The organism is Streptomyces sp. NPDC058671 (assembly GCF_042716475.1).
Lineage (GTDB): Bacteria > Actinomycetota > Actinomycetes > Streptomycetales > Streptomycetaceae > Streptomyces.
Genome location: NZ_JBHXSA010000015.1, coordinates 168334 through 190530 on the forward strand (window position 1 = coordinate 168334; position 22197 = coordinate 190530).

Below are 22197 nucleotides of genomic sequence, written 5' to 3' on the forward strand. Positions count from 1 at the left end.
CGCCACCGCCCCGGTAGCCTGTGCGCCCGTGACCGAAACCCTGATCTGGACCGTCGTCGCGCTGATCCTCATCGGCGTCTATCTGAGCTGGACCGCCGGACGGCTCGACCGGCTCCACTCCCGTATCGACGCCGCCCGCGCGGCCCTGGACGCGCAGCTGCTGCGCCGGGCCTCGGTCACCCAGGAGCTGGCCACGTCCGGCGTTCTCGATCCGGCCGCCTCGATCGTCCTGTACGAGGCCGCGCACGCGGCCCGGCAGGCCGAGGAGGACCACCGGGAGGTCGCCGAGAGCGAGCTGAGCCAGGCCCTGCGGGTCGTGTTCGGCGAGCCCGAGCAAGTGGAGGTCGTCCGGGCGGCCTCCGGCGGCGACGAGGCCGCGGAAGAGCTCGCCCAGGCGGTACGCCGGGTGCCGATGGCCCGCCGTTTCCACAACGACTCGGTGCGGGCCGCCCGCGCGCTGCGCCGCCACCGCGCGGTCCGCTGGTTCCGGCTCGCGGGCCACGCGCCGTTCCCGCTGGCCTTCGAAATGGACGACGAGCCGCCGGTGGCCCTTGCCGATCGCCCGGCCTGACATCCCGTAACCTGCGAAAACGATCCACCGGGTCCACATTGGCCCTTGCTGTGGACCGCAGGTGGACTGTTTCCTCGGACCTAGTCGTCAACCCCCGTTGTCACGAGTGAGGTACCCCGTGTCCACCACGCCTTCCGTTTCCCCCCAGTCCGCTGAGTCCTCGGCGATCGGCACCTCCCGTGTGAAGCGCGGCATGGCCGAGCAGCTCAAGGGCGGCGTGATCATGGACGTGGTCAACGCCGAGCAGGCGAAGATCGCCGAGGACGCCGGCGCCGTGGCCGTCATGGCCCTGGAGCGGGTCCCCGCGGACATCCGCAAGGACGGCGGCGTGGCCCGCATGTCCGACCCGAACATGATCGAGGAGATCATCGGCGCGGTCTCCATCCCGGTGATGGCCAAGTCCCGCATCGGTCACTTCGTCGAGGCCCAGGTCCTGCAGTCCCTCGGCGTCGACTACATCGACGAGTCCGAGGTCCTCACCCCGGCCGACGAGGTCAACCACTCCGACAAGTGGGCCTTCACGACCCCCTTCGTCTGTGGCGCCACCAACCTGGGCGAGGCCCTGCGCCGCATCGCCGAGGGCGCGGCCATGATCCGCTCGAAGGGCGAGGCCGGCACGGGCAACGTCGTCGAGGCCGTCCGTCACCTGCGCCAGATCAAGAACGAGATCGCCAGGCTGCGCGGCTACGACAACAACGAGCTGTTCGCCGCCGCCAAGGAGCTGCGCGCCCCGTACGAGCTCGTCAAGGAGGTCGCCGAGCTCGGCAAGCTGCCGGTCGTGCTGTTCTCCGCCGGTGGCGTCGCCACCCCGGCCGACGCCGCGCTCATGCGCCAGCTCGGCGCCGAGGGCGTCTTCGTCGGCTCCGGCATCTTCAAGTCGGGCGACCCGGCCAAGCGCGCCGCCGCCATCGTGAAGGCCACCACCTTCTACGACGACCCGAAGATCATCGCGGACGCCTCCCGCAACCTGGGCGAGGCCATGGTCGGCATCAACTGCGACACCCTCCCCGAGTCCGAGCGCTACGCCAACCGGGGCTGGTAACACCCATGAGCAGCACTCCCGTGATTGGTGTCCTGGCTCTCCAGGGCGACGTACGGGAGCACCTGATCGCCCTGGCCGCGGCGGACGCCGTGGCCAGGCCGGTCAGGCGCCCCGAGGAGCTGGCCGAGGTCGACGGTCTCGTCATCCCCGGTGGTGAGTCCACCACCATCTCCAAGCTGGCCGAGCTCTTCGGCCTGATGGAGCCGCTGCGCGAGCGCATCGCCGCGGGCCTGCCGGTCTACGGCACCTGCGCCGGGCTGATCATGCTCGCCGAGAAGATCCTCGACCCGCGTTCGGGTCAGGAGACCTTCGGCGGCATCGACATGATCGTCCGCCGCAACGCCTTCGGACGGCAGAACGAGTCCTTCGAGGCCGCCGTCACCGTCGCGGGCATCGAGGACGGGCCCGTCGAGGGCGTCTTCATCCGGGCCCCCTGGGTGGAGTCCGTCGGCGCCCGGGTCGAGGTCCTCGCCGAGCACGGGGGCCATGTCGTCGCCGTACGACAGGGCCGGGCACTCGCGACCTCGTTCCACCCGGAGCTCACCGGGGACCACCGCCTCCACGCCCTGTTCGTCGACATGGTGCGCGCCGCGCGCTGATCCGATCCCGGTAGGATCTCTGGGGTTCGTTCAGAAATGGGTTACGCGAAGGAGACAGGCAGATGTCCGGCCACTCTAAATGGGCTACGACGAAGCACAAGAAGGCCGTGATCGATGCCAAGCGCGGCAAGCTCTTCGCGAAGCTGATCAAGAACATCGAGGTCGCGGCCCGCACGGGCGGCGCCGACCTGGACGGTAACCCGACCCTGTTCGACGCCGTCCAGAAGGCGAAGAAGCAGTCGGTCCCGAACAAGAACATCGACTCCGCGCTCAAGCGCGGTGCGGGCCTCGAGGCCGGCGGCGCCGACTACGCCACGATCATGTACGAGGGCTACGGCCCGAACGGCGTCGCGGTGCTCATCGAGTGCCTCACCGACAACCGCAACCGCGCCGCCTCCGACGTGCGCGTGGCCATGACCCGCAACGGCGGCTCCATGGCCGACCCGGGCTCGGTCTCGTACCTGTTCAACCGCAAGGGCGTCGTCGTGCTCCCCAAGGGCGAGCTGTCCGAGGACGACGTCCTGGAGTCGGTGCTCGAAGCCGGCGCCGAGGAGGTCAACGACCTCGGTGAGTCCTTCGAGATCATCAGCGAGGCCACCGACCTGGTCGCGGTCCGTACCGCCCTCCAGGAGGCCGGCATCGACTACGACTCCGCCGAGTCCAGCTTCGTCCCGACCATGCAGGTCGAGCTCGACGAGGAGGGCGCGCGCAAGATGTTCAAGCTGATCGACGCGCTGGAGGACAGCGACGACGTGCAGAACGTCTTCGCCAACTTCGACGTCAGCGACGAGGTCATGGCGAAGGTCGACGCCTGATCGCGGCCGTTCCGCAGCGGGCCGACGGGGACACACCCCCGTCGGCCCGCTGTCGTTCGCGCGGCGTTGTCGGTGGCAGCGGATAGCCTGCACAAACAGGTGATCGAAGGAGGGGGCGGCGTGCGTGTTCTCGGGGTGGACCCGGGTCTGACCCGGTGCGGCGTCGGCGTCGTCGAAGGCGTCGCCGGTCGGCCCCTCACCATGCTCGGCGTCGGCGTGGTGCGGACCGCGGCGGACGACGACATCGGGGTGCGGCTGGTCGGCATCGAGCGCGGCATCGAGGAGTGGCTCGACCGCTTCTCGCCCGAACTCGTCGCCGTGGAGCGGGTGTTCAGCCAGCACAACGTGCGCACGGTGATGGGCACCGCCCAGGCGAGCGCCGTCGCCATGCTCTGCGCCTCCCGCCGGGGCATCCCCGTCGCCCTGCACACCCCCAGCGAGGTCAAGGCCGCCGTCACCGGCAGCGGACGCGCCGACAAGGCGCAGGTCGGCGCCATGGTGACCCGGCTGCTCCGGCTCTCCGCCCCGCCCAAGCCGGCCGACGCCGCCGACGCCCTGGCCCTCGCCATCTGCCACATCTGGCGGGCCCCCGCCCAGAACCGCCTCCAGCAGGCCGTCGCCCAGAACCGTCTCCAGCAGGCGGTCGCCCAGCAGGCGTCCGCAGTGAAAGGCCGAACCCGATGATCGCCTTCGTCAGCGGCCCGGTCGCCGCCCTCGCCCCCTCCACGGCCGTCATCGAGGTCGGCGGCGTGGGCATGGCCGTCCAGTGCACCCCCGGGACCCTCGCCGGACTGCGGATCGGGCAGGACACCCGCCTCGCCACCTCCCTCGTCGTGCGCGAGGACTCCCTCACCCTGTACGGCTTCGCCGACGACGACGAGCGCCAGGTCTTCGAGCTCCTCCAGACCGCCAGCGGCGTCGGCCCCCGCCTCGCCCAGGCCATGCTCGGTGTGCACAGCCCCGACGCGCTGCGCCTCGCCGTGTCCACCGGAGACGAGAAGGCCCTCATGGCCGTCCCCGGCATCGGCAAGAAGGGCGCGCAGAAACTCCTCCTCGAACTGAAGGACAAGCTCGGTGCCCCCCTCGGCAGCAGCGGCCTGGTCGGCGCCCAGCGCGCCGCCGCCTCGGGACCCGCGCCGTGGACCGAGCAGCTCACCGCCGCCCTGATCGGCCTCGGCTACGCGAGCCGCGAGGCCGAGGAGGCCGTCGGCGCGGTCGCCCCGCAGGCCGAGGCCGCCATCGCCGAGACCGGCACCGCCCCCGTACCGCAGCTGCTCCGCGCCGCCCTGCAGACCCTCAACCGCGCCCGCTGAACCACCCGTTGACCCACCACCCGGCCCGACCCGGCCGTACGAACGAGAAGGCATCCACCGTGAACTGGGACGACGACACCGCAGCCGAGGCCCCCGACGCCGAGGCGCGTATCGTCGGCGCCTCCGCCGAGGGCGACGACCAGGCCGTCGAAGCGGCCCTGCGCCCCAAGGACCTCAGCGAGTTCGTCGGCCAGGAGAAGGTCCGCCAGCAGCTCGACCTGGTCCTCAAGGCCGCCCGCCAGCGCGGCGCCACCGCCGACCACGTGCTGCTCTCCGGCGCCCCCGGCCTCGGCAAGACCACCCTCTCGATGATCATCGCCGCCGAGATGAACGCGCCGATCCGCATCACCTCGGGCCCCGCCATCCAGCACGCCGGAGACCTCGCCGCGATCCTCTCCTCCCTCCAGGAGGGGGAGATCCTCTTCCTCGACGAGATCCACCGCATGTCCCGGCCCGCCGAGGAGATGCTCTACATGGCGATGGAGGACTTCCGCGTCGACGTCATCGTCGGCAAGGGCCCCGGCGCCACCGCCATCCCCCTCGAACTCCCGCCCTTCACCCTCGTCGGCGCCACCACCCGGGCCGGACTCCTGCCGCCCCCGCTGCGCGACCGCTTCGGCTTCACCGGCCACATGGAGTTCTACGACCCGGCCGAGCTCCAGCGCGTGATCCACCGCTCCGCCGGGCTCCTCGACGTCGAGATCGACACGGCCGGTGCCGCCGAGATCGCCGGCCGCTCCCGCGGCACCCCCCGCATCGCCAACCGTCTGCTGCGCCGCGTCCGGGACTACGCGCAGGTCAGGGCCGACGGCGTCATCACCAGGGAGATCGCGGAGGCGGCCCTGAGGGTGTACGAGGTCGACGGCCGCGGCCTCGACCGGCTCGACCGCGCCGTCCTCGAAGCCCTCCTGAAGCTCTTCGGCGGCGGACCGGTCGGGCTCTCCACCCTCGCGGTCGCGGTGGGGGAGGAGCGCGAGACCGTCGAGGAGGTCGCCGAACCCTTCCTCGTACGCGAAGGACTGCTGGCCCGCACCCCCCGTGGCCGGGTGGCCACCCCGGCGGCCTGGGCGCACCTCGGACTCGTTCCGCCGCAGGCAGCGGGCCCGGCGGCGCCAGGAAGCGGACAACAGGGGCTCTTCGGGGCGTGACGGTGCGGACACTCGCCCGGACCGGAACCGGGGTGCGATGCTGGACGTTGTTCCATCGATGCGGACTCGCCTAGACTCCGCCGATGCCGCCCTTTCTGGTCGGCGCGCCCACCCCCGAAGATCAGGCCGCGGTTTCTCCGCGACCGTGCGAAGGAAACCCGTCCCGTGAGCATCGTGACCCTCCTCCCCTTCATCGTCCTCATCGGGGCCATGTTCCTGATGACCCGCTCTGCCAAGAAGAAGCAGCAGGCGGCGTCGCGGATGCGCGACGAGATGCAGCCCGGCACCGGCGTCCGCACCATCGGTGGGATGTACGCCACCGTCAAGGAGATCGGCGACGAGACCGTCCTCCTCGAGGTCGCGCCCGGCGTGCACGCCGTCTACGCGAAGAACGCCATCGGCGCGGTCCTCGAGGACTCCGAGTACAACCGCATCGTCCACGGTGACGACGACTCGGAATCCGCCGCCGTCGTCCCGGACGACGCCTCGTCGCTGACCGGGGCCGCCGAGGCCACCGACGGCGCGGAGACCGTCGAGGACGCGGAGCCGAAGGCCGATCTGACCAAGAAGTCGGACACGGCCGAGGCCGCCGAGGGCCAGAAGGACGGCAAGGCCGACGGCGAGACCGACGCGAAGTAGTCGCGGTCGGGGACACCGTGCACGCCCACCGGCGCGCACGGCCCCCGGAACGGTTCCACGTCTGCGGGGGAAGGTCCCCACACACACTTCGTGGCCGTCTCACGCATACCCGGCGGTAGACGGTTGGACAGGGAGATACGACAGGTGGCAGCACCGAAGAAGGGCCGAAGGCCGGCGGGGGGACAGAGCCGGCCGGGCCGCGCCCTGGCACTCATCCTGATCGCCATGGTCGCGCTCACCGGCGGCATGTTCTGGTCGGGGCACACCACCCCGCGTCTGGGCATCGACCTCGCCGGCGGTACGTCGATCACGCTCAAGGCCAAGGCTGATCCTGGCCAGGAGTCGGCGGTCAACGAGACCAACATGAACACCGCCGTCGGCATCATCGAGCGCCGCGTCAACGGTCTCGGTGTCTCCGAGGCCGAGGTCCAGACGCAGGGCCGCGAGAACATCATCGTCAACATCCCCCGCGGGACGAACGAGAAGCAGGCCCGGGAGCAGGTCGGTACCACCGCCCAGCTCTACTTCCGGCCCGTGCTCGCGGTGACGAGCGGCGGTGCCGCGCCGGCGCCGAGCACCAGCTCCTCCGGCTCCCCCTCGACCCCGCCGAAGCCGTCCTCCTCCGCCTCCGGCTCGTCCGTGGGCGAGAAGACGGCCACCCCGACGGCCACCGGCGCCACCCAGGGCCGTGCGCTCACCGACGCCCTCAAGGCGCCGAGCCCCACGCCCAGCGGCAGCGCCTCGCCCTCCGCGACGCCGAAGGCCACCGGCACCCCCTCGGCGACCCCGACGCCCGACGCCGGCACCGCCGCGCTCGAGCAGAAGTTCTCCGCCCTGAACTGCCTCGACCCCAAGCAGCGCACCGCCGCCGGTCAGGGAGTCAAGCCGACCGAGCCCACCGTCGCCTGTGGCGAGGACGCCCCCGGCGTGTGGTCGAAGTACATCCTCGGACCGGCCGAGGTCGAGGGCCGTGACGTCGACGACGCCAAGGGCGCCCTCGACCAGCAGCGCGGCATGTGGATCGTGACCATGGACTTCACGGACGCGGGTTCGAAGAAGTTCCAGGCGATCACCAGCAAGCTGTCGGCCCAGACCGACCCGCAGAACCGCTTCGCGATCGTCCTGGACGGCGAGGTCGTCTCGGCGCCCTCGGTGCGCCAGACGCTCAGCGCCAGCGCGGAGATCTCCGGCAACTTCAACCAGGAGTCCGCCCAGGACCTCGGCAACATCCTGTCGTACGGCGCCCTGCCGCTGACCTTCGAGACGCAGAGCGTCGACACCGTCACCGCCGCCCTCGGCGGTGACCAGCTGGAGGCCGGTCTGATCGCCGGCGCCATCGGTCTCGGCCTCGTCATCATCTACCTGGTCGCGTACTACCGCGGTCTGTCGCTCGTCGCCATCCTCAGCCTCGGCGTCTCCGCGCTCCTCACCTACGTGATCATGTCGCTGCTCGGCCCGGCCATCGGCTTCGCGCTGAACCTGCCGGCCGTCTGCGGAGCCATCGTCGCCATCGGTATCACCGCGGACTCGTTCATCGTCTACTTCGAGCGCATCCGCGACGAACTCCGCGAGGGACGCACGCTCCGCCCGGCCGTCGAGCGTGCCTGGCCGCGCGCCCGCCGCACCATCATGGTCTCCGACTTCGTGTCGTTCCTGGCCGCGGCCGTGCTCTTCATCGTCACCGTCGGCAAGGTCCAGGGCTTCGCGTTCACGCTCGGCCTGACCACCCTGCTCGACGTCGTCGTGGTGTTCCTCTTCACCAAGCCGGTCATGACGCTCCTCGCGCGGACCAAGTTCTTCGGTGACGGCCACGCCTGGTCGGGCCTCGACCCGAAGCGGCTCGGCGCCAAGCCACCGCTGCGCCGTACCCGCCGTGCCTCCGCTTCCGCCGCTGGCCCCGTCGACCCGAAGGAGGCGTGAGATGTCGAAGCTCGGCGATCTCGGCGCCCGGCTCCACCGCGGTGAGGTCGGCTACGACTTCATCGGCAACCGCAAGATCTGGTATGGCCTGTCCATCCTGATCACGATCACCGCCATCGCCGCCCTGGCCGTCCGCGGCCTCAACATGGGCATCGAGTTCCAGGGCGGTGCCGTCTTCACCACCCCGAAGTCGGAGATCTCCGTCAGCCAGGCGCAGGAGTACGCGGAAGAGGCCTCCGGCCACGACGCGATCGTCCAGCAGCTCGGCAACGGCTCCCTGCGCATCCAGGTCGGCGGCCTCGACACCGCGCAGTCCGACCAGGTCCGCTCGGAGCTCGCCAAGGACCTGAACGTCCCCGAGGACAAGATCGCGGCGGAACTCGTCGGCCCCAGCTGGGGTGAGCAGATCGCCAACAAGGCCTGGACGGGTCTCGGGGTCTTCATGATCCTCGTGGTGATCTACCTCGCCATCGCCTTCGAGTGGAGAATGGCGGTCGCGGCGCTCATCGCCCTCATCCACGACCTCACGATCACGGTGGGCATCTACTCGCTGGTCGGCTTCGAGGTCACGGTCGGTACGGTGATCGGTCTGCTGACCATCCTCGGCTATTCGCTGTACGACACGGTCGTCGTCTTCGACTCCCTCAAGGAGCAGACGAAGGACATCACGAAGCAGACCCGCTTCACGTACAGCGAGCTGGCGAACCGCTCGATCAACGGCACCCTCGTCCGTTCGATCAACACCACCGTCGTCGCGCTGCTGCCGGTCGCCGGCCTGCTCTTCATCGGTGGCGGCGTCCTCGGCGCCGGCATGCTCAACGACATCTCGCTGTCGCTGTTCGTCGGTCTCGCCGCCGGCGCGTACTCCTCGATCTTCATCGCCACCCCGCTCGTCGCGGACCTCAAGGAGCGCGAGCCGTCGATCAAGGCGCTCAAGAAGCGCATCGTCGCCAGGCGGGCAGCCGCGAGGGACGAGGCCGCGGACGGCCCGTACGCGGACGAGGGCGAGGCCGCCGTCGTCGGCCCGCGCGCGAGCCGCCGTGGCCGCGCGCAGGAGCACCGAGGATGACCGCGGAGGCCCAGGACGTCACCGCGCTCCTGCTCAGCCGCATCCGTGACGTCCCCGACTATCCGAAGCCGGGCGTGCTGTTCAAGGACATCACGCCGCTGCTCGCGGACCCCGAGGCGTTCACGGCGCTGACCGACACCCTCGCCGCCCTGTGCTCCGCGCACGGCGCGACGAAGATCGTCGGCCTCGAGGCGCGCGGCTTCATCCTGGCCGCCCCGGTGGCCGTCCGCGCGGGCCTGGGCTTCATCCCGGTCCGCAAGGCCGGCAAGCTCCCCGGGGCGACCCTCCGCCAGGCGTACGAGCTGGAGTACGGCACCGCCGAGATCGAGGTGCACGCCGAGGACCTGGCCGCGGGCGACCGCGTCATGGTCATCGACGACGTCCTCGCCACCGGCGGTACGGCCGAGGCCTCGATCGAGCTCATCCGCCGCGCCGGCGCAGAGGTGGCGGGCGTCGCGGTCCTCCTGGAGCTCGGCTTCCTCCCGGGCCGCGCCCGGCTGGAGCCCGCCCTGGACGGGGCGCCGCTCACGGCCCTCATCCGCGTCTGACCGGTCCGGCCTTCCGCCCCCTCGGGGGCGAGGCGTACGACGACGGGCGCCCCGGGACCTCCCGGGGCGCCCGTCGTCGTTCCGAAGGCGGGGCCGCAGGTGAGGCCACCGCGTGCGCGTCGTCACTCCCGGCTCGATACCATGGGCTTTCCGGGCCTGTCCGGGGGACCCGGAACCTCCCCCAGACTCCCCGGGGGGACCGCCAGAGGAGCGCTCTTGCCAGACGAGGCCCAGCCACTCTCCGCCGCGCAGCCCGACCCGAAGGCCGACCAGGCCGCGCCGGGGACGGGCACGCCCGAGAACAAGCCCGCGGAGACGGGGCCCACGCCTGCCGCGCCCGCGCCGTCCGCCCCCGAGGCCCCCGCCCCCGCGCGGCCCGCCCCGGCCGCGCCCTCCCGCTCGGGCGGCTCCTCCAACCGCGTGCGCGCCCGCCTGGCCCGGCTCGGCGTCCAGCGCTCCTCCCCGTACAACCCGGTTCTCGAACCGCTGCTCCGGATCGTCCGCTCCAACGACCCCAAGATCGAGACGGCGACGCTCCGCCAGATCGAGCGGGCCTACCAGGTCGCCGAGCGCTGGCACCGGGGTCAGAAGCGCAAGAGCGGCGACCCGTACATCACGCACCCGCTCGCCGTGACCACCATCCTCGCCGAGCTCGGCATGGACCCGGCGACCCTGATGGCCGGTCTGCTGCACGACACCGTCGAGGACACCGAGTACGGCCTCGACACCCTCCGGCGGGACTTCGGCGACCAGGTCGCCCTCCTCGTCGACGGCGTCACCAAGCTCGACAAGGTCAAGTTCGGCGAGGCCGCCCAGGCCGAGACCGTCCGCAAGATGGTCGTCGCCATGGCCAAGGACCCGCGCGTCCTGGTCATCAAGCTCGCGGACCGCCTGCACAACATGCGCACCATGCGCTACCTCAAGCGGGAGAAGCAGGAGAAGAAGGCCCGCGAGACGCTGGAGATCTACGCGCCCCTGGCCCACCGCCTGGGCATGAACACCATCAAATGGGAGCTGGAGGACCTCGCCTTCGCGATCCTCTACCCCAAGATGTACGACGAGATCGTCCGGCTCGTCGCCGAGCGCGCCCCCAAGCGGGACGAGTACCTCGCCATAGTGACCGACGAGGTCCAGACCGACCTGCGTGCCGCCCGCATCAAGGCCACCGTCACCGGCCGTCCCAAGCACTACTACAGCGTCTACCAGAAGATGATCGTCCGCGGCCGTGACTTCGCGGAGATCTACGACCTGGTCGGCATCCGTGTCCTCGTCGACACCGTCCGCGACTGCTACGCCGCCCTCGGCACCGTCCACGCGCGATGGAACCCGGTCCCCGGCCGGTTCAAGGACTACATCGCGATGCCGAAGTTCAACATGTACCAGTCGCTGCACACGACGGTCATCGGACCCAACGGCAAGCCCGTCGAGCTGCAGATCCGCACCTTCGACATGCACCGGCGCGCCGAGTACGGCATCGCCGCCCACTGGAAGTACAAGCAGGAGGCCGTCGCCGGAGCCTCCAAGGTGCGCGCCGAGGTACCGAGGAAGGTCGGCAAGGACGACCACCTCAACGACATGGCGTGGCTGCGCCAGCTCCTCGACTGGCAGAAGGAGACCGAGGACCCCAGCGAGTTCCTGGAGTCCCTGCGCTTCGACCTCTCCCGCAACGAGGTCTTCGTCTTCACGCCCAAGGGCGACGTCATCGCCCTGCCCGCCGGGGCCACGCCCGTCGACTTCTCCTACGCGGTCCACACCGAGGTCGGCCACCGCACCATAGGGGCGAGGGTCAACGGGCGGCTCGTACCGCTCGAATCGACCCTCGACAACGGCGACCTGGTCGAGGTCTTCACCTCCAAGGCCGCCGGCGCCGGGCCCTCCCGCGACTGGCTGGGCTTCGTCAAGTCCCCGCGCGCCCGCAACAAGATCCGCGCCTGGTTCTCCAAGGAGCGCCGGGACGAGGCCATCGAGCAGGGCAAGGACTCCATCGCGCGGGCCATGCGCAAGCAGAACCTGCCGATCCAGCGGATCCTCACCGGCGACTCCCTCGTCACCCTCGCCCACGAGCTGCGCTACAGCGACATCTCCTCGCTGTACGCGGCGATCGGCGAGGGCCATGTCACCGCCCAGTCCATCGTGCAGAAGCTGGTCCAGGCGCTCGGCGGCGAGGAGGCGGCCACCGAGGACGTCGACGAGGCGAGCCCGCCGACGCGCGGCCGGTCCAAGCGCCGCGCCAACGCCGACCCCGGTGTGGTCGTCAAGGGCGTCGAGGACGTCTGGGTGAAGCTGGCCCGCTGCTGCACCCCCGTGCCCGGCGACCCGATCATCGGCTTCGTCACCCGCGGCAGCGGCGTGTCGGTTCACCGCAGCGACTGCGTCAACGTGGACTCGCTCTCCCGCGAGCCGGAGCGGATCCTCGAGGTCGAGTGGGCCCCCACGCAGTCCTCGGTTTTCCTCGTCGCCATCCAGGTCGAGGCGCTCGACCGGTCCCGGCTGCTCTCGGACGTGACCCGGGTCCTCTCGGACCAGCACGTCAACATCCTCTCGGCGGCCGTCCAGACCTCCCGCGACCGGGTGGCCACCTCGCGCTTCACCTTCGAGATGGGCGACCCGAAGCACCTCGGTCACGTCCTGAAGGCCGTGCGGGGCGTGGAGGGCGTCTACGACGTGTACCGCGTGACCTCGGCCCGCAGGCCGTAGCGAGCAGCACGAGGAAGGCCCCCCGGCAGCGAGCCGGGGGGCCTTCCTCGTACGTCACGGCCGTCAGCCGCCGAACTCCTGCAGGCCCTTCAGCGCCTGGTCGAGCAGGGCCTGACGGCCCTCGAGCTCACGCGAGAGCTTGTCGGCCTTGGCGTCGTTGCCCGCGGCACGGGCCGCGTCGATCTGCTTGCGCAGCTTCTCGACCGCGTCCTGGAGCTGACCGGTCAGACCCGCGGCACGCGCGCGTGCCTCCGGGTTCGTGCGGCGCCACTCGGCCTCCTCGGACTCCTGGATCGCCCGCTCCACCGCCTGCATCCGGCCCTCGACCTTGGGCCGGGCGTCCCGCGGCACGTGGCCCACGGCCTCCCACCGCTCGTTGAGGGAACGGAAGGCCGCGCGCGCCGCCTTCAGGTCCGTCACCGGCAGCAGCTTCTCGGCCTCGGTCGCGAGCTCCTCCTTCAGCTTGAGGTTCTCGGTCTGCTCCGCGTCCCGCTCGGCGAAGACCTCACCGCGCGCCGCGAAGAAGACGTCCTGGGCGCCGCGGAAGCGGTTCCACAGATCGTCCTCGTGCTCGCGCTGGGCGCGGCCGGCCGCCTTCCACTCCGTCATCAGCTCGCGGTACCGGGCAGCCGTGGTGCCCCAGTCGGTGGAGCCGGACAGCGACTCCGCCTCGGCGACCAGGCGCTCCTTGGCCTTGCGGGCGTCCTCACGCTGGGCGTCCAGCGAGGCGAAGTGAGCCTTGCGGCGCTTCGAGAACGCCGAGCGGGCGTGCGAGAAACGGTGCCACAGCTCGTCGTCGGACTTGCGGTCGAGCCGGGGGAGACCCTTCCAGGTGTCCACCAGGGCCCGCAGCCGCTCGCCCGCCGAGCGCCACTGCTCGCTCTGGGCCAGTTCCTCGGCCTCCGTGACGAGCTTCTCCTTCGCCGCGCGGGCCTCGTCGGTCTGCTTCGCCTTCTGTGCCTTCCGCTCCTCGCGGCGCGAGTCGACCGTCTCGACGAGCTTGTCGAGACGGGTCGAGAGCGCGGCCAGGTCACCGACGGCGTGGTGCTCGTCGACCTGCTGCCGGATGTGCTCGATCGCCGCGGTGGCGTCCTTCGCCGAGAGGTCGGTGGTCCTCACCCGCTTCTCGAGGAGGCCGATCTCGACGACCAGGCCCTCGTACTTGCGCTCGAAGTAGGCCAGGGCCTCTTCGGGGGTGCCGGCCTGCCACGATCCGACGACCTTCTCACCCTCGGCCGTCCGCACGTACACGGTGCCCGTCTCGTCGACGCGGCCCCACGGGTCGCTGCTCACAGCGCCTCCTCACCATGATGCCGTCGCGGGGTCGTACCCCCCGGGCATCGTCCACAGTTTCCCGGCGGGCCTCGCCCGCCTTCCGCAGCGTGGCCGACGGCCCAACGCTGCACAACGCCAATCTAGGCGAACCGCGGCCCGGCTGTCCGCACTCAGCGCGACCGAGATTCGACGGTCACGCGGACGTGCGGACGCCCGGCTCACTTCTTCGTGACGGTCGCCTTCTCGATGGTCACGGCCTTCTTCGGGGCACCGTCCGTGGCGCCGCCCACGACGCCCGCTCCGGCCACGTCCTGGACCGCCTTCAGGCCGGCCGCGTCGATCTTCCCGAAGGGGGTGTAGGCCGGCGGCAGCTTGGTGTCCTTGTAGACGAGGAAGAACTGCGAGCCGCCGGTGTTCGGCTGCGAGGTGTTCGCCATGGCCACGGTGCCGGCCGGGAAGGTCACCGAGCCGTCCGCACCCGCCTTGCCGAGGGCGCCCAGGTTCTCGTCCGGGATGGTGTACCCGGGGCCGCCGGTGCCGTCGCCCTTCGGGTCGCCGCACTGGAGCACGAAGATGCCCCCGGTGGTGAGCCGGTGGCACTTCGTCCCGTCGAAGTACTTCTTGTCGGCGAGGCTCTTGAAGGAGTTCACCGTGCGCGGGGTCTTCGCCGCGTCCATGGTGATCGTGATGTCGCCCTCGTTGGTCTTCAGAGCCATGGTGTACGTGCCCTTGGGGTCCACGGACATCGCGGGCTCCGGGTTCGCCGAGGCGCTGCCGGTGGGCGTCGGCGTGGGCGTGCCGCTCGCCGCGCTGTCCGAGTCCTTCGGGGAGTCGTCGCCCGTCAGCGCCACGGACGCGTACACGGCGCCGCCCGCCGCGAGGACCACCGCGAGGGCGGCCGCGACGACGGTGTTGCGGCGCTTCGCCTTGCGCCGGTTCTCCTCCCGCCGCTGCTGCTGCCGCACGTACTTCTCCCTGGCAAGCTGCCGCCGCCGCTGATCGCTGGTGACCACCGGTTCCGCTCCTGTCGCTCGTCTGTTCCTGTCCTGGCCGGATGTGCCCGTACCGTATACGGGTTGGCTGTGGAACCGGCACCGCCGGTAGGCTCTGATCTGCCGAATCCCGTGTTTCCCGTGATTTCCGCGCCCCGTGCCGGACGACGACCAAGGACGAGACGTGCTGATTGCTGGGTTCCCCGTCGGGGCCTGGGGGACCAACTGCTATCTGGTCGCCCCCGCCGCGGGCGAGGAGTGCGTGATCATCGACCCCGGCCACCAGGCCGCCCAGGGCGTCGAGGAGACGCTGAAGAAGCACCGGCTGAAGCCCGTCGCCGTCGTCCTCACCCATGGACACATCGACCACGTCGCCTCCGTCGTCCCGGTGTGCGGCGCCCACGACGTCCCCGCGTGGATCCACCCGTCCGACCGCTTCATGATGAGCGACCCGGAGAAGGCCCTCGGCCGCTCCATCGGGATGCCGCTCATGGGCGAGCTGACCGTGGGAGAGCCCGACGACGTGCGGGAACTCACCGACGGCGCCGAGCTGAAGCTCGCCGGTCTCGACTTCTCCGTCGCCCACGCGCCCGGTCATACCAAGGGGTCGGTGACCTTCAGGATGCCGGAGACCACGGAGATCCCGTCCGTCTTCTTCTCCGGGGACCTGCTGTTCGCCGGCTCCATCGGACGCACCGACCTTCCCGGAGGTGACATGGACGAGATGCTCGCTTCGCTGGCGCGTGTGTGCCTGCCGCTCGACAACTCGACCGTGGTGCTGTCGGGACACGGTCCCCAGACGACCATCGGCCAGGAGCGCGCCACGAACCCCTATCTGCGGGACGTGGCCGCCGGCCTCGGGAGCACGGACGCTCCCCGACGAGGAATGTGACGACCCACGTGAGCACCTTCAAGGCACCCAAGGGCACCTACGACCTGCTGCCGCCCCGTTCCGCGACCTTCCTCGCGGTGCGCGAGGCGATCGCCGCCCCGCTGCGCGACTCCGGCTACGGCTACGTCGAGACCCCCGGCTTCGAGGACGTCAAGCTGTTCTCCCGCGGCGTCGGCGAGTCCACCGACATCGTGTCCAAGGAGATGTACACCCTCACGACCAAGGGCGGCGACGAGCTTGCCCTGCGGCCCGAGGGCACCGCGTCCGTCCTGCGCGCGGCCCTCCAGGGCAATCTGCACAAGCTCGGCAACCTGCCGGTCAAGCTCTGGTACTCGGGCTCCTACTACCGCTACGAGCGGGCCCAGGCAGGCCGCTACCGTCACTTCTCGCAGGTCGGCGCCGAGGCGATCGGCGCCGAGGACCCGGCGCTCGACGCCGAGCTGATCATCCTCGCCGACCAGGCGTACCGCTCGCTCGGCCTGCGCAACTTCCGCATCCTGCTGAACTCGCTCGGCGACAAGGAGTGCCGTCCCGTCTACCGGGAGGCCCTCCAGTCCTTCCTGCGCGGGCTCGACCTCGACGAGGACACCCTGCGCCGCGCCGAGATCAACCCGCTGCGGGTCCTCGACGACAAGCGCGAGTCCGTGCAGAAGCAGCTGGTCGGCGCGCCGCTCCTGCGCGACTACCTGTGCGACGCGTGCAAGGCGTACCACGAGGAGGTGCGCGCCCTGGTCTCCGCGGCCGGTGTCGTCTTCGAGGACGACGCCAGGCTCGTACGCGGCCTCGACTACTACACCCGTACGACCTTCGAGTTCGTCCACGGCGGTCTCGGCTCGCAGTCGGCGGTCGGCGGCGGCGGCCGCTACGACGGCCTCTCCGAGATGATCGGCGGCCCCGCGCTGCCCTCCGTTGGCTGGGCGCTCGGCGTGGACCGCACGGTCCTCGCGCTGGAGGCGGAGGGCATCGAGCTCGACCTCCCCGCCGCCACCAGCGTCTTCGCGGTGGCCATCGGCGAGGAGGCGCGCCGCCTGCTGTTCGGCAAGGTCACCGAACTGCGCCGGGAGGGCATCGCCGCGGACTTCTCCTTCGGGGGCAAGGGCCTCAAGGGCGCCATGAAGGACGCCAACCGCTCCGGTGCCCGCTTCGCCGTCGTCGCCGGCGAGCGCGACCTCGCCGAGGGCGTCGTCCAGCTCAAGGACATGGAGTCCGGCGAGCAGCAGGCGGTCCCCGTGGACGGTCTCCTCGACGCGGTACGGGCCAGGCTGGCCTGACGGGCCGGGTACGGACACCGGCAGGGGCCCGGACCACGCACGCGTGGGCCGGGCCCCTCCCGCGTGCTCCTTATCCCCCGCGAACGGCGGACGCGGGGGGCGGTGCGGCAGAATGGCCGTGCCCGACAGGCGGACGATCGAGGGACAAGGCGACATGACGAAGGCAGCGGTGGAAGAGGCCGCGTCCGGCCGCGACGGCGCCGGCACGATCGGCGCGGGCAGGGCTTTCGCCTGGCTTCTCGTGATCACCGGAGCGGCCGGGGTGCTCGCCGCCTGGGTCATCACGATCGACAAGTTCAAGCTGCTGGAAGACCCGAACTTCACCCCGGGGTGCAGCCTCAACCCGATCGTCTCCTGCGGCAACATCATGAAGAGCGACCAGGCCTCGGTCTTCGGCTTCCCGAACCCGATGCTCGGCCTCGTCACGTACGCCATGGTGGTCGCGATCGGTCTGGGTCTCCTCGCCGGAGCCCGCTACCGCCGCTGGTACTGGCTCGGTCTCAACGCCGGCACGCTCTTCGGCGTCGGCTTCTGCACCTGGCTCACCTATCAGTCGCTGTACGAGATCAACTCGCTCTGCCTGTGGTGCTGCCTGGCCTGGGTCGCCACCATCGTCATGTTCTGGTACGTGACCTCGCACAACGTCCGCCACGGCGTCATCCCCGCCCCCCGCGGCCTCAGGACCTTCTTCGACGAGTTCACCTGGATCCTGCCCGTCCTGCACATCGGGATCATCGGCATGCTCATCCTGACCCGCTGGTGGGACTTCTGGACGGGCTGACGCAGGACCGCGCTGTCGGTGCGGTGACCTAGGCTTCATGACTGTGGAGCCCGACCTCTTTACCGCAGCGGCCGAAGACCGCCAGGAGAAGGACCCGACCAGCAGCCCGCTGGCCGTCCGGATGCGCCCGCGCACCCTCGACGAGGTGGTGGGCCAGAAGCACCTGCTCAAGCCCGGCTCGCCGCTGCGCCGCCTGGTGGGCGACGGGGACGGCGGCCCCGCCGGCGCGTCATCGGTGATCCTCTGGGGCCCGCCGGGCATCGGAAAGACCACCCTCGCCTACGTCGTCTCGAAGGCGACGAACAAGCGGTTCGTGGAGCTCTCCGCGATCACCTCGGGCGTCAAGGAGGTCCGCGCCGTCATCGACGGCGCCCGGCGCGCGGTCGGCGGCTACGGCAAGGAGACCGTCCTCTTCCTGGACGAGATCCACCGCTTCTCCAAGGCCCAGCAGGACTCGCTCCTGCCCGCCGTCGAGAACCGCTGGGTGACGCTGATCGCCGCCACCACGGAGAACCCGTACTTCTCCGTGATCTCCCCGCTCCTCTCCCGCTCGCTGCTCCTCACCCTGGAGCCGCTGACCGACGACGACCTGCGCGGCCTGATGGCGCGGGCCCTCACCGGCGAGCGGGGACTCGGCGGGGCCGTGACCCTGCCGGAGGACGCCGAGGCCCACCTCCTGCGCGTCGCGGGCGGCGACGCCCGGCGCGCCCTGACCGCCCTGGAGGCGGCGGCGGGAGCCGCCATCGCCAAGGGCGAGCCGGAGATCACCCTCCAGACGGTCGAGGAGACCGTCGACCGCGCGGCCGTGACGTACGACCGGGACGGCGACCAGCACTACGACGTGGCCAGCGCGCTCATCAAGTCGATCCGCGGCTCGGACGTGGACGCGGCCCTGCACTACCTGGCGCGGATGATCGAGGCGGGGGAGGACCCGCGGTTCATCGCCCGGCGGCTGATGATCTCCGCGAGCGAGGACATCGGCCTCGCCGACCCGAACGCGCTGCCGATCACCGTCGCCGCCGCGCAGGCCGTCGCCATGATCGGTTTCCCGGAGGCGGCGCTCACCCTGAGCCACGCCACCATCGCCCTGGCCCTGGCCCCCAAGTCGAACGCCGCGACGACCGCGATCGGCGCCGCCCTCGCGGACGTACGGAACGGCCTCGCGGGCTCGGTCCCGGCGCACCTGCGCGACGGCCACTACAAGGGAGCGGCCAAGCTCGGCCACGCCCAGGGCTATGTGTACCCGCACGACGTCCCGGGCGGCATCGCGTCCCAGCAGTACGCCCCGGACACGATCCACGGCAAGCACTACTACGAGCCGACCCGCTACGGCGCGGAGGCGAGGTACGCGGACGTGGTGGAGCGCGTACGGGCCCGCCTGAAGGGCCAGGAGTAGCACTCCGACGCCGTGCGTGAGCACTCTCCGGACCCGGTACACTGGTGCGGATTGCTGCGTCCCGTGTCCGGCTCCGGTCGGCACACCAGAACGGGACAGTCAGCCGGAGACCCGGCCCCCGGGCGGGGTTTCCAGGAGCGTCGCGCACCTTCGAAGGTGTCGCGTGCCACCCACCACCACCCGGTTCCCGGGAGCGGCGGTGGGTCGTTCGCGTGCTGCACGTATGTGCCCAGACCTGGGAGCGGCTGCCCGGCAGGTCCGTCCCGTACGGACCCGGCGGGTTTCCCGGCTGCGGATGCGACCTCCCCTAACCCTGGTGAAGCCGTTACGTACGAAGAGAGAGGTTGGTTCATGCCGAACCAGTCCCGTCCCAAGGTCAAGAAGTCGCGTGCCCTCGGCATCGCGCTGACCCCCAAGGCTGTCAAGTACTTCGAGGCCCGCCCCTACCCGCCGGGCGAGCACGGCCGTGGCCGCAAGCAGAACTCGGACTACAAGGTCCGTCTGCTCGAGAAGCAGCGTCTGCGCGCCCAGTACGACATCAGCGAGCGCCAGATGGCCCGCGCCTACGACCGCGCCAAGAAGGCCGAGGGCAAGACGGGCGAGGCGCTGGTCGTCGAGCTCGAGCGCCGCCTCGACGCCCTGGTCCTGCGTTCGGGCATCGCCCGCACCATCTACCAGGCCCGTCAGATGGTCGTCCACGGCCACATCCAGGTCAACGGCGGCAAGGTCGACAAGCCGTCGTTCCGCGTCCGTCCCGACGACGTCGTGATGGTCCGCGAGCGCAGCCGCACCAAGCCGCTGTTCGAGATGGCCCGCGAGGGTGGCTTCGCCGCCGACGGCGAGACCCCGCGCTACCTGCAGGTCAACCTGAAGGCCCTGGCCTTCCGCCTCGACCGCGACCCGAACCGCAAGGAAATCCCGGTCATCTGCGACGAGCAGCTGGTCGTCGAGTACTACGCCCGCTGACCCAGGCGTACTACCGCGGTTCCCGGCCCGCCGCTTCCCCGCCCTTTCCGGTGGGGGAGTCGGCGGGCTTCCGCGTGCCCGGGACCGACGACGACCCCGCCGTACGGAAGGGACGCGGGGCGGACGCCCCCCCGGCGCCCGCGAGGGTCGGCCCGCGGCCGAACGCCAGCGCGCGCTCCACCGCCTCCGCCGCCGACAGGGCCTGGCCCGCACGGAACGCGGTGCCGTACGCCTCCGCCCCCAGCGCCTCCTCCGCCCGCTGCGCGCACAACGACCTCGGCCCGTCGAACGCCTCCGAGCCGAAGAGCCGGACACCCACCGTGTCCCACACCGGCACCGTCGCCCCCTGGAGCACCGCCGCCTCCACCGGGTCGCCCTCGCTCACCGCCACCAGGGCGAGCACCTCGATCGCGAGGACGAGCCCGACCAGGTCACGGAAGGTGTGGTTGATCAGGACGCACTCGGTCAGCAGCTCCCTGGCCTCGCCGTACGCGCCCCTGCTCCACGCGGCATACGCCAGCACGTACAGCGCGTACGCCCGGGTCCACAGCTCGCCCCGCTCCTCGCAGATCTCCCGGACCTCCCGGCAGAGGACGGCCGCCCCCTCCAGGTCGCCCCGGAAGGCCCGCGCCATCGCCACCTCGACCTGCCCCATCAGCACGTTGCTGTTCAACTCGCCGAGTTCCCGGTACGCGACGAGCGCCCGTCCGATCAGCTCCTCGGCCCGCGGCATGTCGTCCGTGAGCAGCGCGAGACAGCCCATCCGGTGCGTCGCGTACGCCTCCGCCAGCGGGTTCCGCGAGGACCGGGCCCGCTCCCCGCACTCGTGCAGCGCCGCCACCGCCGCCGTGCCGTCCCCCTGCAGCACCGCCACGTACCCGAGGACCCACAGCGCCTTCAGCCGCGCCTCCTCGTGCCCGGACTCCAGCGCCAGCGCACGCTCCAGCCAGTGCCGGCCCTCCGACAGACGCCCGCAGCCCACCCACGCGAACCAGAGCGTGCCCGCCAGGTGCTGGGCGATATGCGCGTCCTCGGAGAGTTCGAGACACAGTTCCAGGGCCGCCCGCAGATGCGGCAGCGCCGCCTCCGTGAGGGCCGCCACCTCCGGCTGGCGCGGGCTGAACCACTCCAGCTCGCACCAGGTGGCCAGGCCCATGTACCAGTCGCGGTGCCGCCGCCGCATCCGCTCCGTGTCGTCGAGCGCCGTCAGCCACTCCGCCCCGTACGCGGCGACCGTGTCGAGCATCCGGTAGGAGGGACCGAGCGGAGTGTCCTCCCGGGTGAGCAGCGACTGCGCGAGCAGTCCGCCGAGCAGATCCAGGATCCGCTCCGGCGGCAGCTCCGGGCCCCCGCACACGTACTCCACGGCCTCCAGGTCGAAGGGACCGGGGAACACCGAGAGCCGCGCCCAGAGGAGCCGTTCCTCCGGGGTGCACAGCTCATGGCTCCAGCCGATGGCCGTGCGCAGCGTCTGGTGGCGGGGGAGCGCCCCGCGCGCGCCGTCCGTGAGCAGCCGGAAGCGGTCGTCGAGGCGCAGCAGCATCTGTCCGACGGAGAGGAGGGGGAGCCGCCCGGCCGCCAGTTCCAGGGCGAGCGGGATCCCGTCGAGCCGTCGGCACAGCTCGTGAGCGGCGCCCTCGTCGGCCGGCGGAGTGGGCGCGCCCGCCTCCGCCGCCCGTTCCGCCAGCAGCGTCACCGCGTCCGCCTCGCCCAGCGGCGCCAGCGGGAAGACGGTCTCGCCCGCCACGCGCAGGGGCCGGCGGCCGACCGCGAGGACGGTGAGCCCGGGAGCGTGCGCGAGGATCTCCCGTACCAGCGGGGCGCAGTGCTCCACGAGGTGCTCGAAACCGTCGACGACGAGGAGCAGTCGCCGCTCCGCGAGATGGTCGAGGAGCATCTCGCGCGGCTCCCTCGGGGTGTGGTCGGTCAGGCCGAGCGCCTCGGCCAGGGCGTACTCGACCAGTCCGGGGTCCCGGAGGGACGCGAGCTCGGCCAGCCGCACCCCGTCGCCGTAGCGTTTCTGCGCGGCGGTGGCAGCGCGCAGCGCGAGCCGGGTCTTGCCGACCCCGCCCACACCCACGACCGTGACGAGGCGGGACTCTTCGAGGAGCGCCGTCAGGGCGGCCTGCTCTGCGGACCGGCCGACGAACCGGTTCAGCTCCGCCGGGAGATTGCTGCGTCGCATGGGACACGGAGCGTACTCACCGGGACGCTCTCCGTACAATCGGTTCCCGCAACTCCCCTCCCACGGGCGGTAATGCGG

The 22197-nt window shown here is 71.3% G+C and carries 20 protein-coding genes; 17 read left to right on the forward strand and 3 right to left on the reverse strand.

Annotation, left to right across the window (positions count from 1 at the left end):
* Positions 1–28 precede the first annotated feature (28 nt).
* The 12 genes from ACFWV2_RS20400 to ACFWV2_RS20455 all read left to right on the forward strand — a co-directional run bounded on the left by ACFWV2_RS20400 (position 29) and on the right by ACFWV2_RS20455 (position 12361).
* Positions 29–571 (forward strand): hypothetical protein, encoded by a 543-nt coding sequence (locus ACFWV2_RS20400; protein ID WP_384406383.1) that lies wholly within the window; start codon positions 29–31, stop codon positions 569–571.
* Positions 572–689: 118 nt separating this feature from the next.
* Positions 690–1613 carry a pyridoxal 5'-phosphate synthase lyase subunit PdxS gene (gene pdxS, locus ACFWV2_RS20405; RefSeq protein WP_360792583.1) on the forward strand — a complete coding sequence of 308 codons (924 nt, stop codon included), beginning with the start codon at positions 690–692 and terminating at the stop codon, positions 1611–1613.
* A 5-nt stretch (positions 1614–1618) separates the two neighbouring features.
* Positions 1619–2212, forward strand: a complete 594-nt coding sequence (gene pdxT / locus ACFWV2_RS20410) for a pyridoxal 5'-phosphate synthase glutaminase subunit PdxT (protein ID WP_360792585.1) — start codon at positions 1619–1621, stop codon at positions 2210–2212.
* Between the two features lie 62 nt (positions 2213–2274).
* The gene (locus tag ACFWV2_RS20415) at positions 2275–3027 is read left to right on the forward strand and encodes a YebC/PmpR family DNA-binding transcriptional regulator (protein WP_360792587.1); all 753 of its coding nucleotides are present in this window, start codon (positions 2275–2277) and stop codon (positions 3025–3027) included.
* A 120-nt stretch (positions 3028–3147) separates the two neighbouring features.
* Positions 3148–3711 (forward strand): crossover junction endodeoxyribonuclease RuvC, encoded by a 564-nt coding sequence (gene ruvC / locus ACFWV2_RS20420; protein WP_056566692.1) that lies wholly within the window; start codon positions 3148–3150, stop codon positions 3709–3711.
* Complete coding sequence (ruvA, locus tag ACFWV2_RS20425) at positions 3708–4340, forward strand: Holliday junction branch migration protein RuvA (RefSeq protein ID WP_384406384.1); 633 nt, start codon at positions 3708–3710, stop codon at positions 4338–4340. The genes ruvC and ruvA overlap by 4 nt, the downstream gene beginning before the upstream one ends.
* Positions 4341–4399: 59 nt before the next feature.
* Complete coding sequence (gene ruvB, locus ACFWV2_RS20430) at positions 4400–5488, forward strand: Holliday junction branch migration DNA helicase RuvB (RefSeq protein WP_360792591.1); 1089 nt, start codon at positions 4400–4402, stop codon at positions 5486–5488.
* Positions 5489–5653: 165 nt separating this feature from the next.
* Positions 5654–6127, forward strand: a complete 474-nt coding sequence (gene yajC / locus ACFWV2_RS20435; RefSeq protein ID WP_384406385.1) for a preprotein translocase subunit YajC — start codon at positions 5654–5656, stop codon at positions 6125–6127.
* A gap of 144 nt (positions 6128–6271) precedes the next feature.
* Positions 6272–8047: a protein translocase subunit SecD gene (gene secD, locus ACFWV2_RS20440; protein ID WP_384406386.1), complete on the forward strand. Its 1776-nt coding sequence runs from the start codon at positions 6272–6274 to the stop codon at positions 8045–8047.
* A 1-nt stretch (position 8048) separates the two neighbouring features.
* Positions 8049–9116 carry a protein translocase subunit SecF gene (gene secF / locus ACFWV2_RS20445; protein WP_384406387.1) on the forward strand — a complete coding sequence of 356 codons (1068 nt, stop codon included), beginning with the start codon at positions 8049–8051 and terminating at the stop codon, positions 9114–9116.
* Entirely contained in the window at positions 9113–9664 is a 552-nt protein-coding gene (locus tag ACFWV2_RS20450) for an adenine phosphoribosyltransferase (RefSeq protein ID WP_384406388.1), read from the forward strand. The genes secF and ACFWV2_RS20450 overlap by 4 nt, the downstream gene beginning before the upstream one ends.
* 216 nt (positions 9665–9880) lie before the next feature.
* On the forward strand, positions 9881–12361 hold the full coding sequence (locus ACFWV2_RS20455) for a RelA/SpoT family protein (protein WP_384406389.1): 2481 nt from the start codon (positions 9881–9883) through the stop codon (positions 12359–12361).
* A 63-nt stretch (positions 12362–12424) separates the two neighbouring features.
* On the opposite strand, the gene ACFWV2_RS20460 is transcribed toward ACFWV2_RS20455, so the two are convergent.
* Positions 12425–13654: a DUF349 domain-containing protein gene (locus ACFWV2_RS20460; RefSeq protein ID WP_384406390.1), complete on the reverse strand. Its 1230-nt coding sequence runs from the start codon at positions 13652–13654 to the stop codon at positions 12425–12427.
* 200 nt (positions 13655–13854) lie between these two features.
* Positions 13855–14649, reverse strand: coding sequence for a peptidylprolyl isomerase (locus ACFWV2_RS20465; RefSeq protein ID WP_384406391.1), 795 nt, complete (start codon positions 14647–14649; stop codon positions 13855–13857).
* Between the two features lie 163 nt (positions 14650–14812).
* On the opposite strand from ACFWV2_RS20465, the gene ACFWV2_RS20470 reads away from it, so the two are divergent.
* From ACFWV2_RS20470 to rpsD, 5 genes are all read left to right on the forward strand, one after another.
* Entirely contained in the window at positions 14813–15520 is a 708-nt protein-coding gene (locus ACFWV2_RS20470; RefSeq protein ID WP_384406392.1) for an MBL fold metallo-hydrolase, read from the forward strand.
* A gap of 8 nt (positions 15521–15528) precedes the next feature.
* Positions 15529–16791, forward strand: coding sequence for a histidine--tRNA ligase (gene hisS / locus ACFWV2_RS20475; protein WP_384406393.1), 1263 nt, complete (start codon positions 15529–15531; stop codon positions 16789–16791).
* A gap of 154 nt (positions 16792–16945) precedes the next feature.
* Positions 16946–17572: a vitamin K epoxide reductase family protein gene (locus ACFWV2_RS20480; RefSeq protein ID WP_384406394.1), complete on the forward strand. Its 627-nt coding sequence runs from the start codon at positions 16946–16948 to the stop codon at positions 17570–17572.
* Positions 17573–17615: 43 nt separating this feature from the next.
* Positions 17616–18968: a replication-associated recombination protein A gene (locus ACFWV2_RS20485; RefSeq protein ID WP_384406411.1), complete on the forward strand. Its 1353-nt coding sequence runs from the start codon at positions 17616–17618 to the stop codon at positions 18966–18968.
* Between the two features lie 351 nt (positions 18969–19319).
* Positions 19320–19934 carry a 30S ribosomal protein S4 gene (gene rpsD / locus ACFWV2_RS20490; protein WP_015032311.1) on the forward strand — a complete coding sequence of 205 codons (615 nt, stop codon included), beginning with the start codon at positions 19320–19322 and terminating at the stop codon, positions 19932–19934.
* 10 nt (positions 19935–19944) lie between these two features.
* Here the strand turns inward: rpsD and ACFWV2_RS20495 are convergent, their stop codons facing one another.
* Entirely contained in the window at positions 19945–22119 is a 2175-nt protein-coding gene (locus tag ACFWV2_RS20495) for an ATP-binding protein (RefSeq protein ID WP_384406395.1), read from the reverse strand.
* Between the last annotated feature and the right edge of the window lie 78 nt (positions 22120–22197).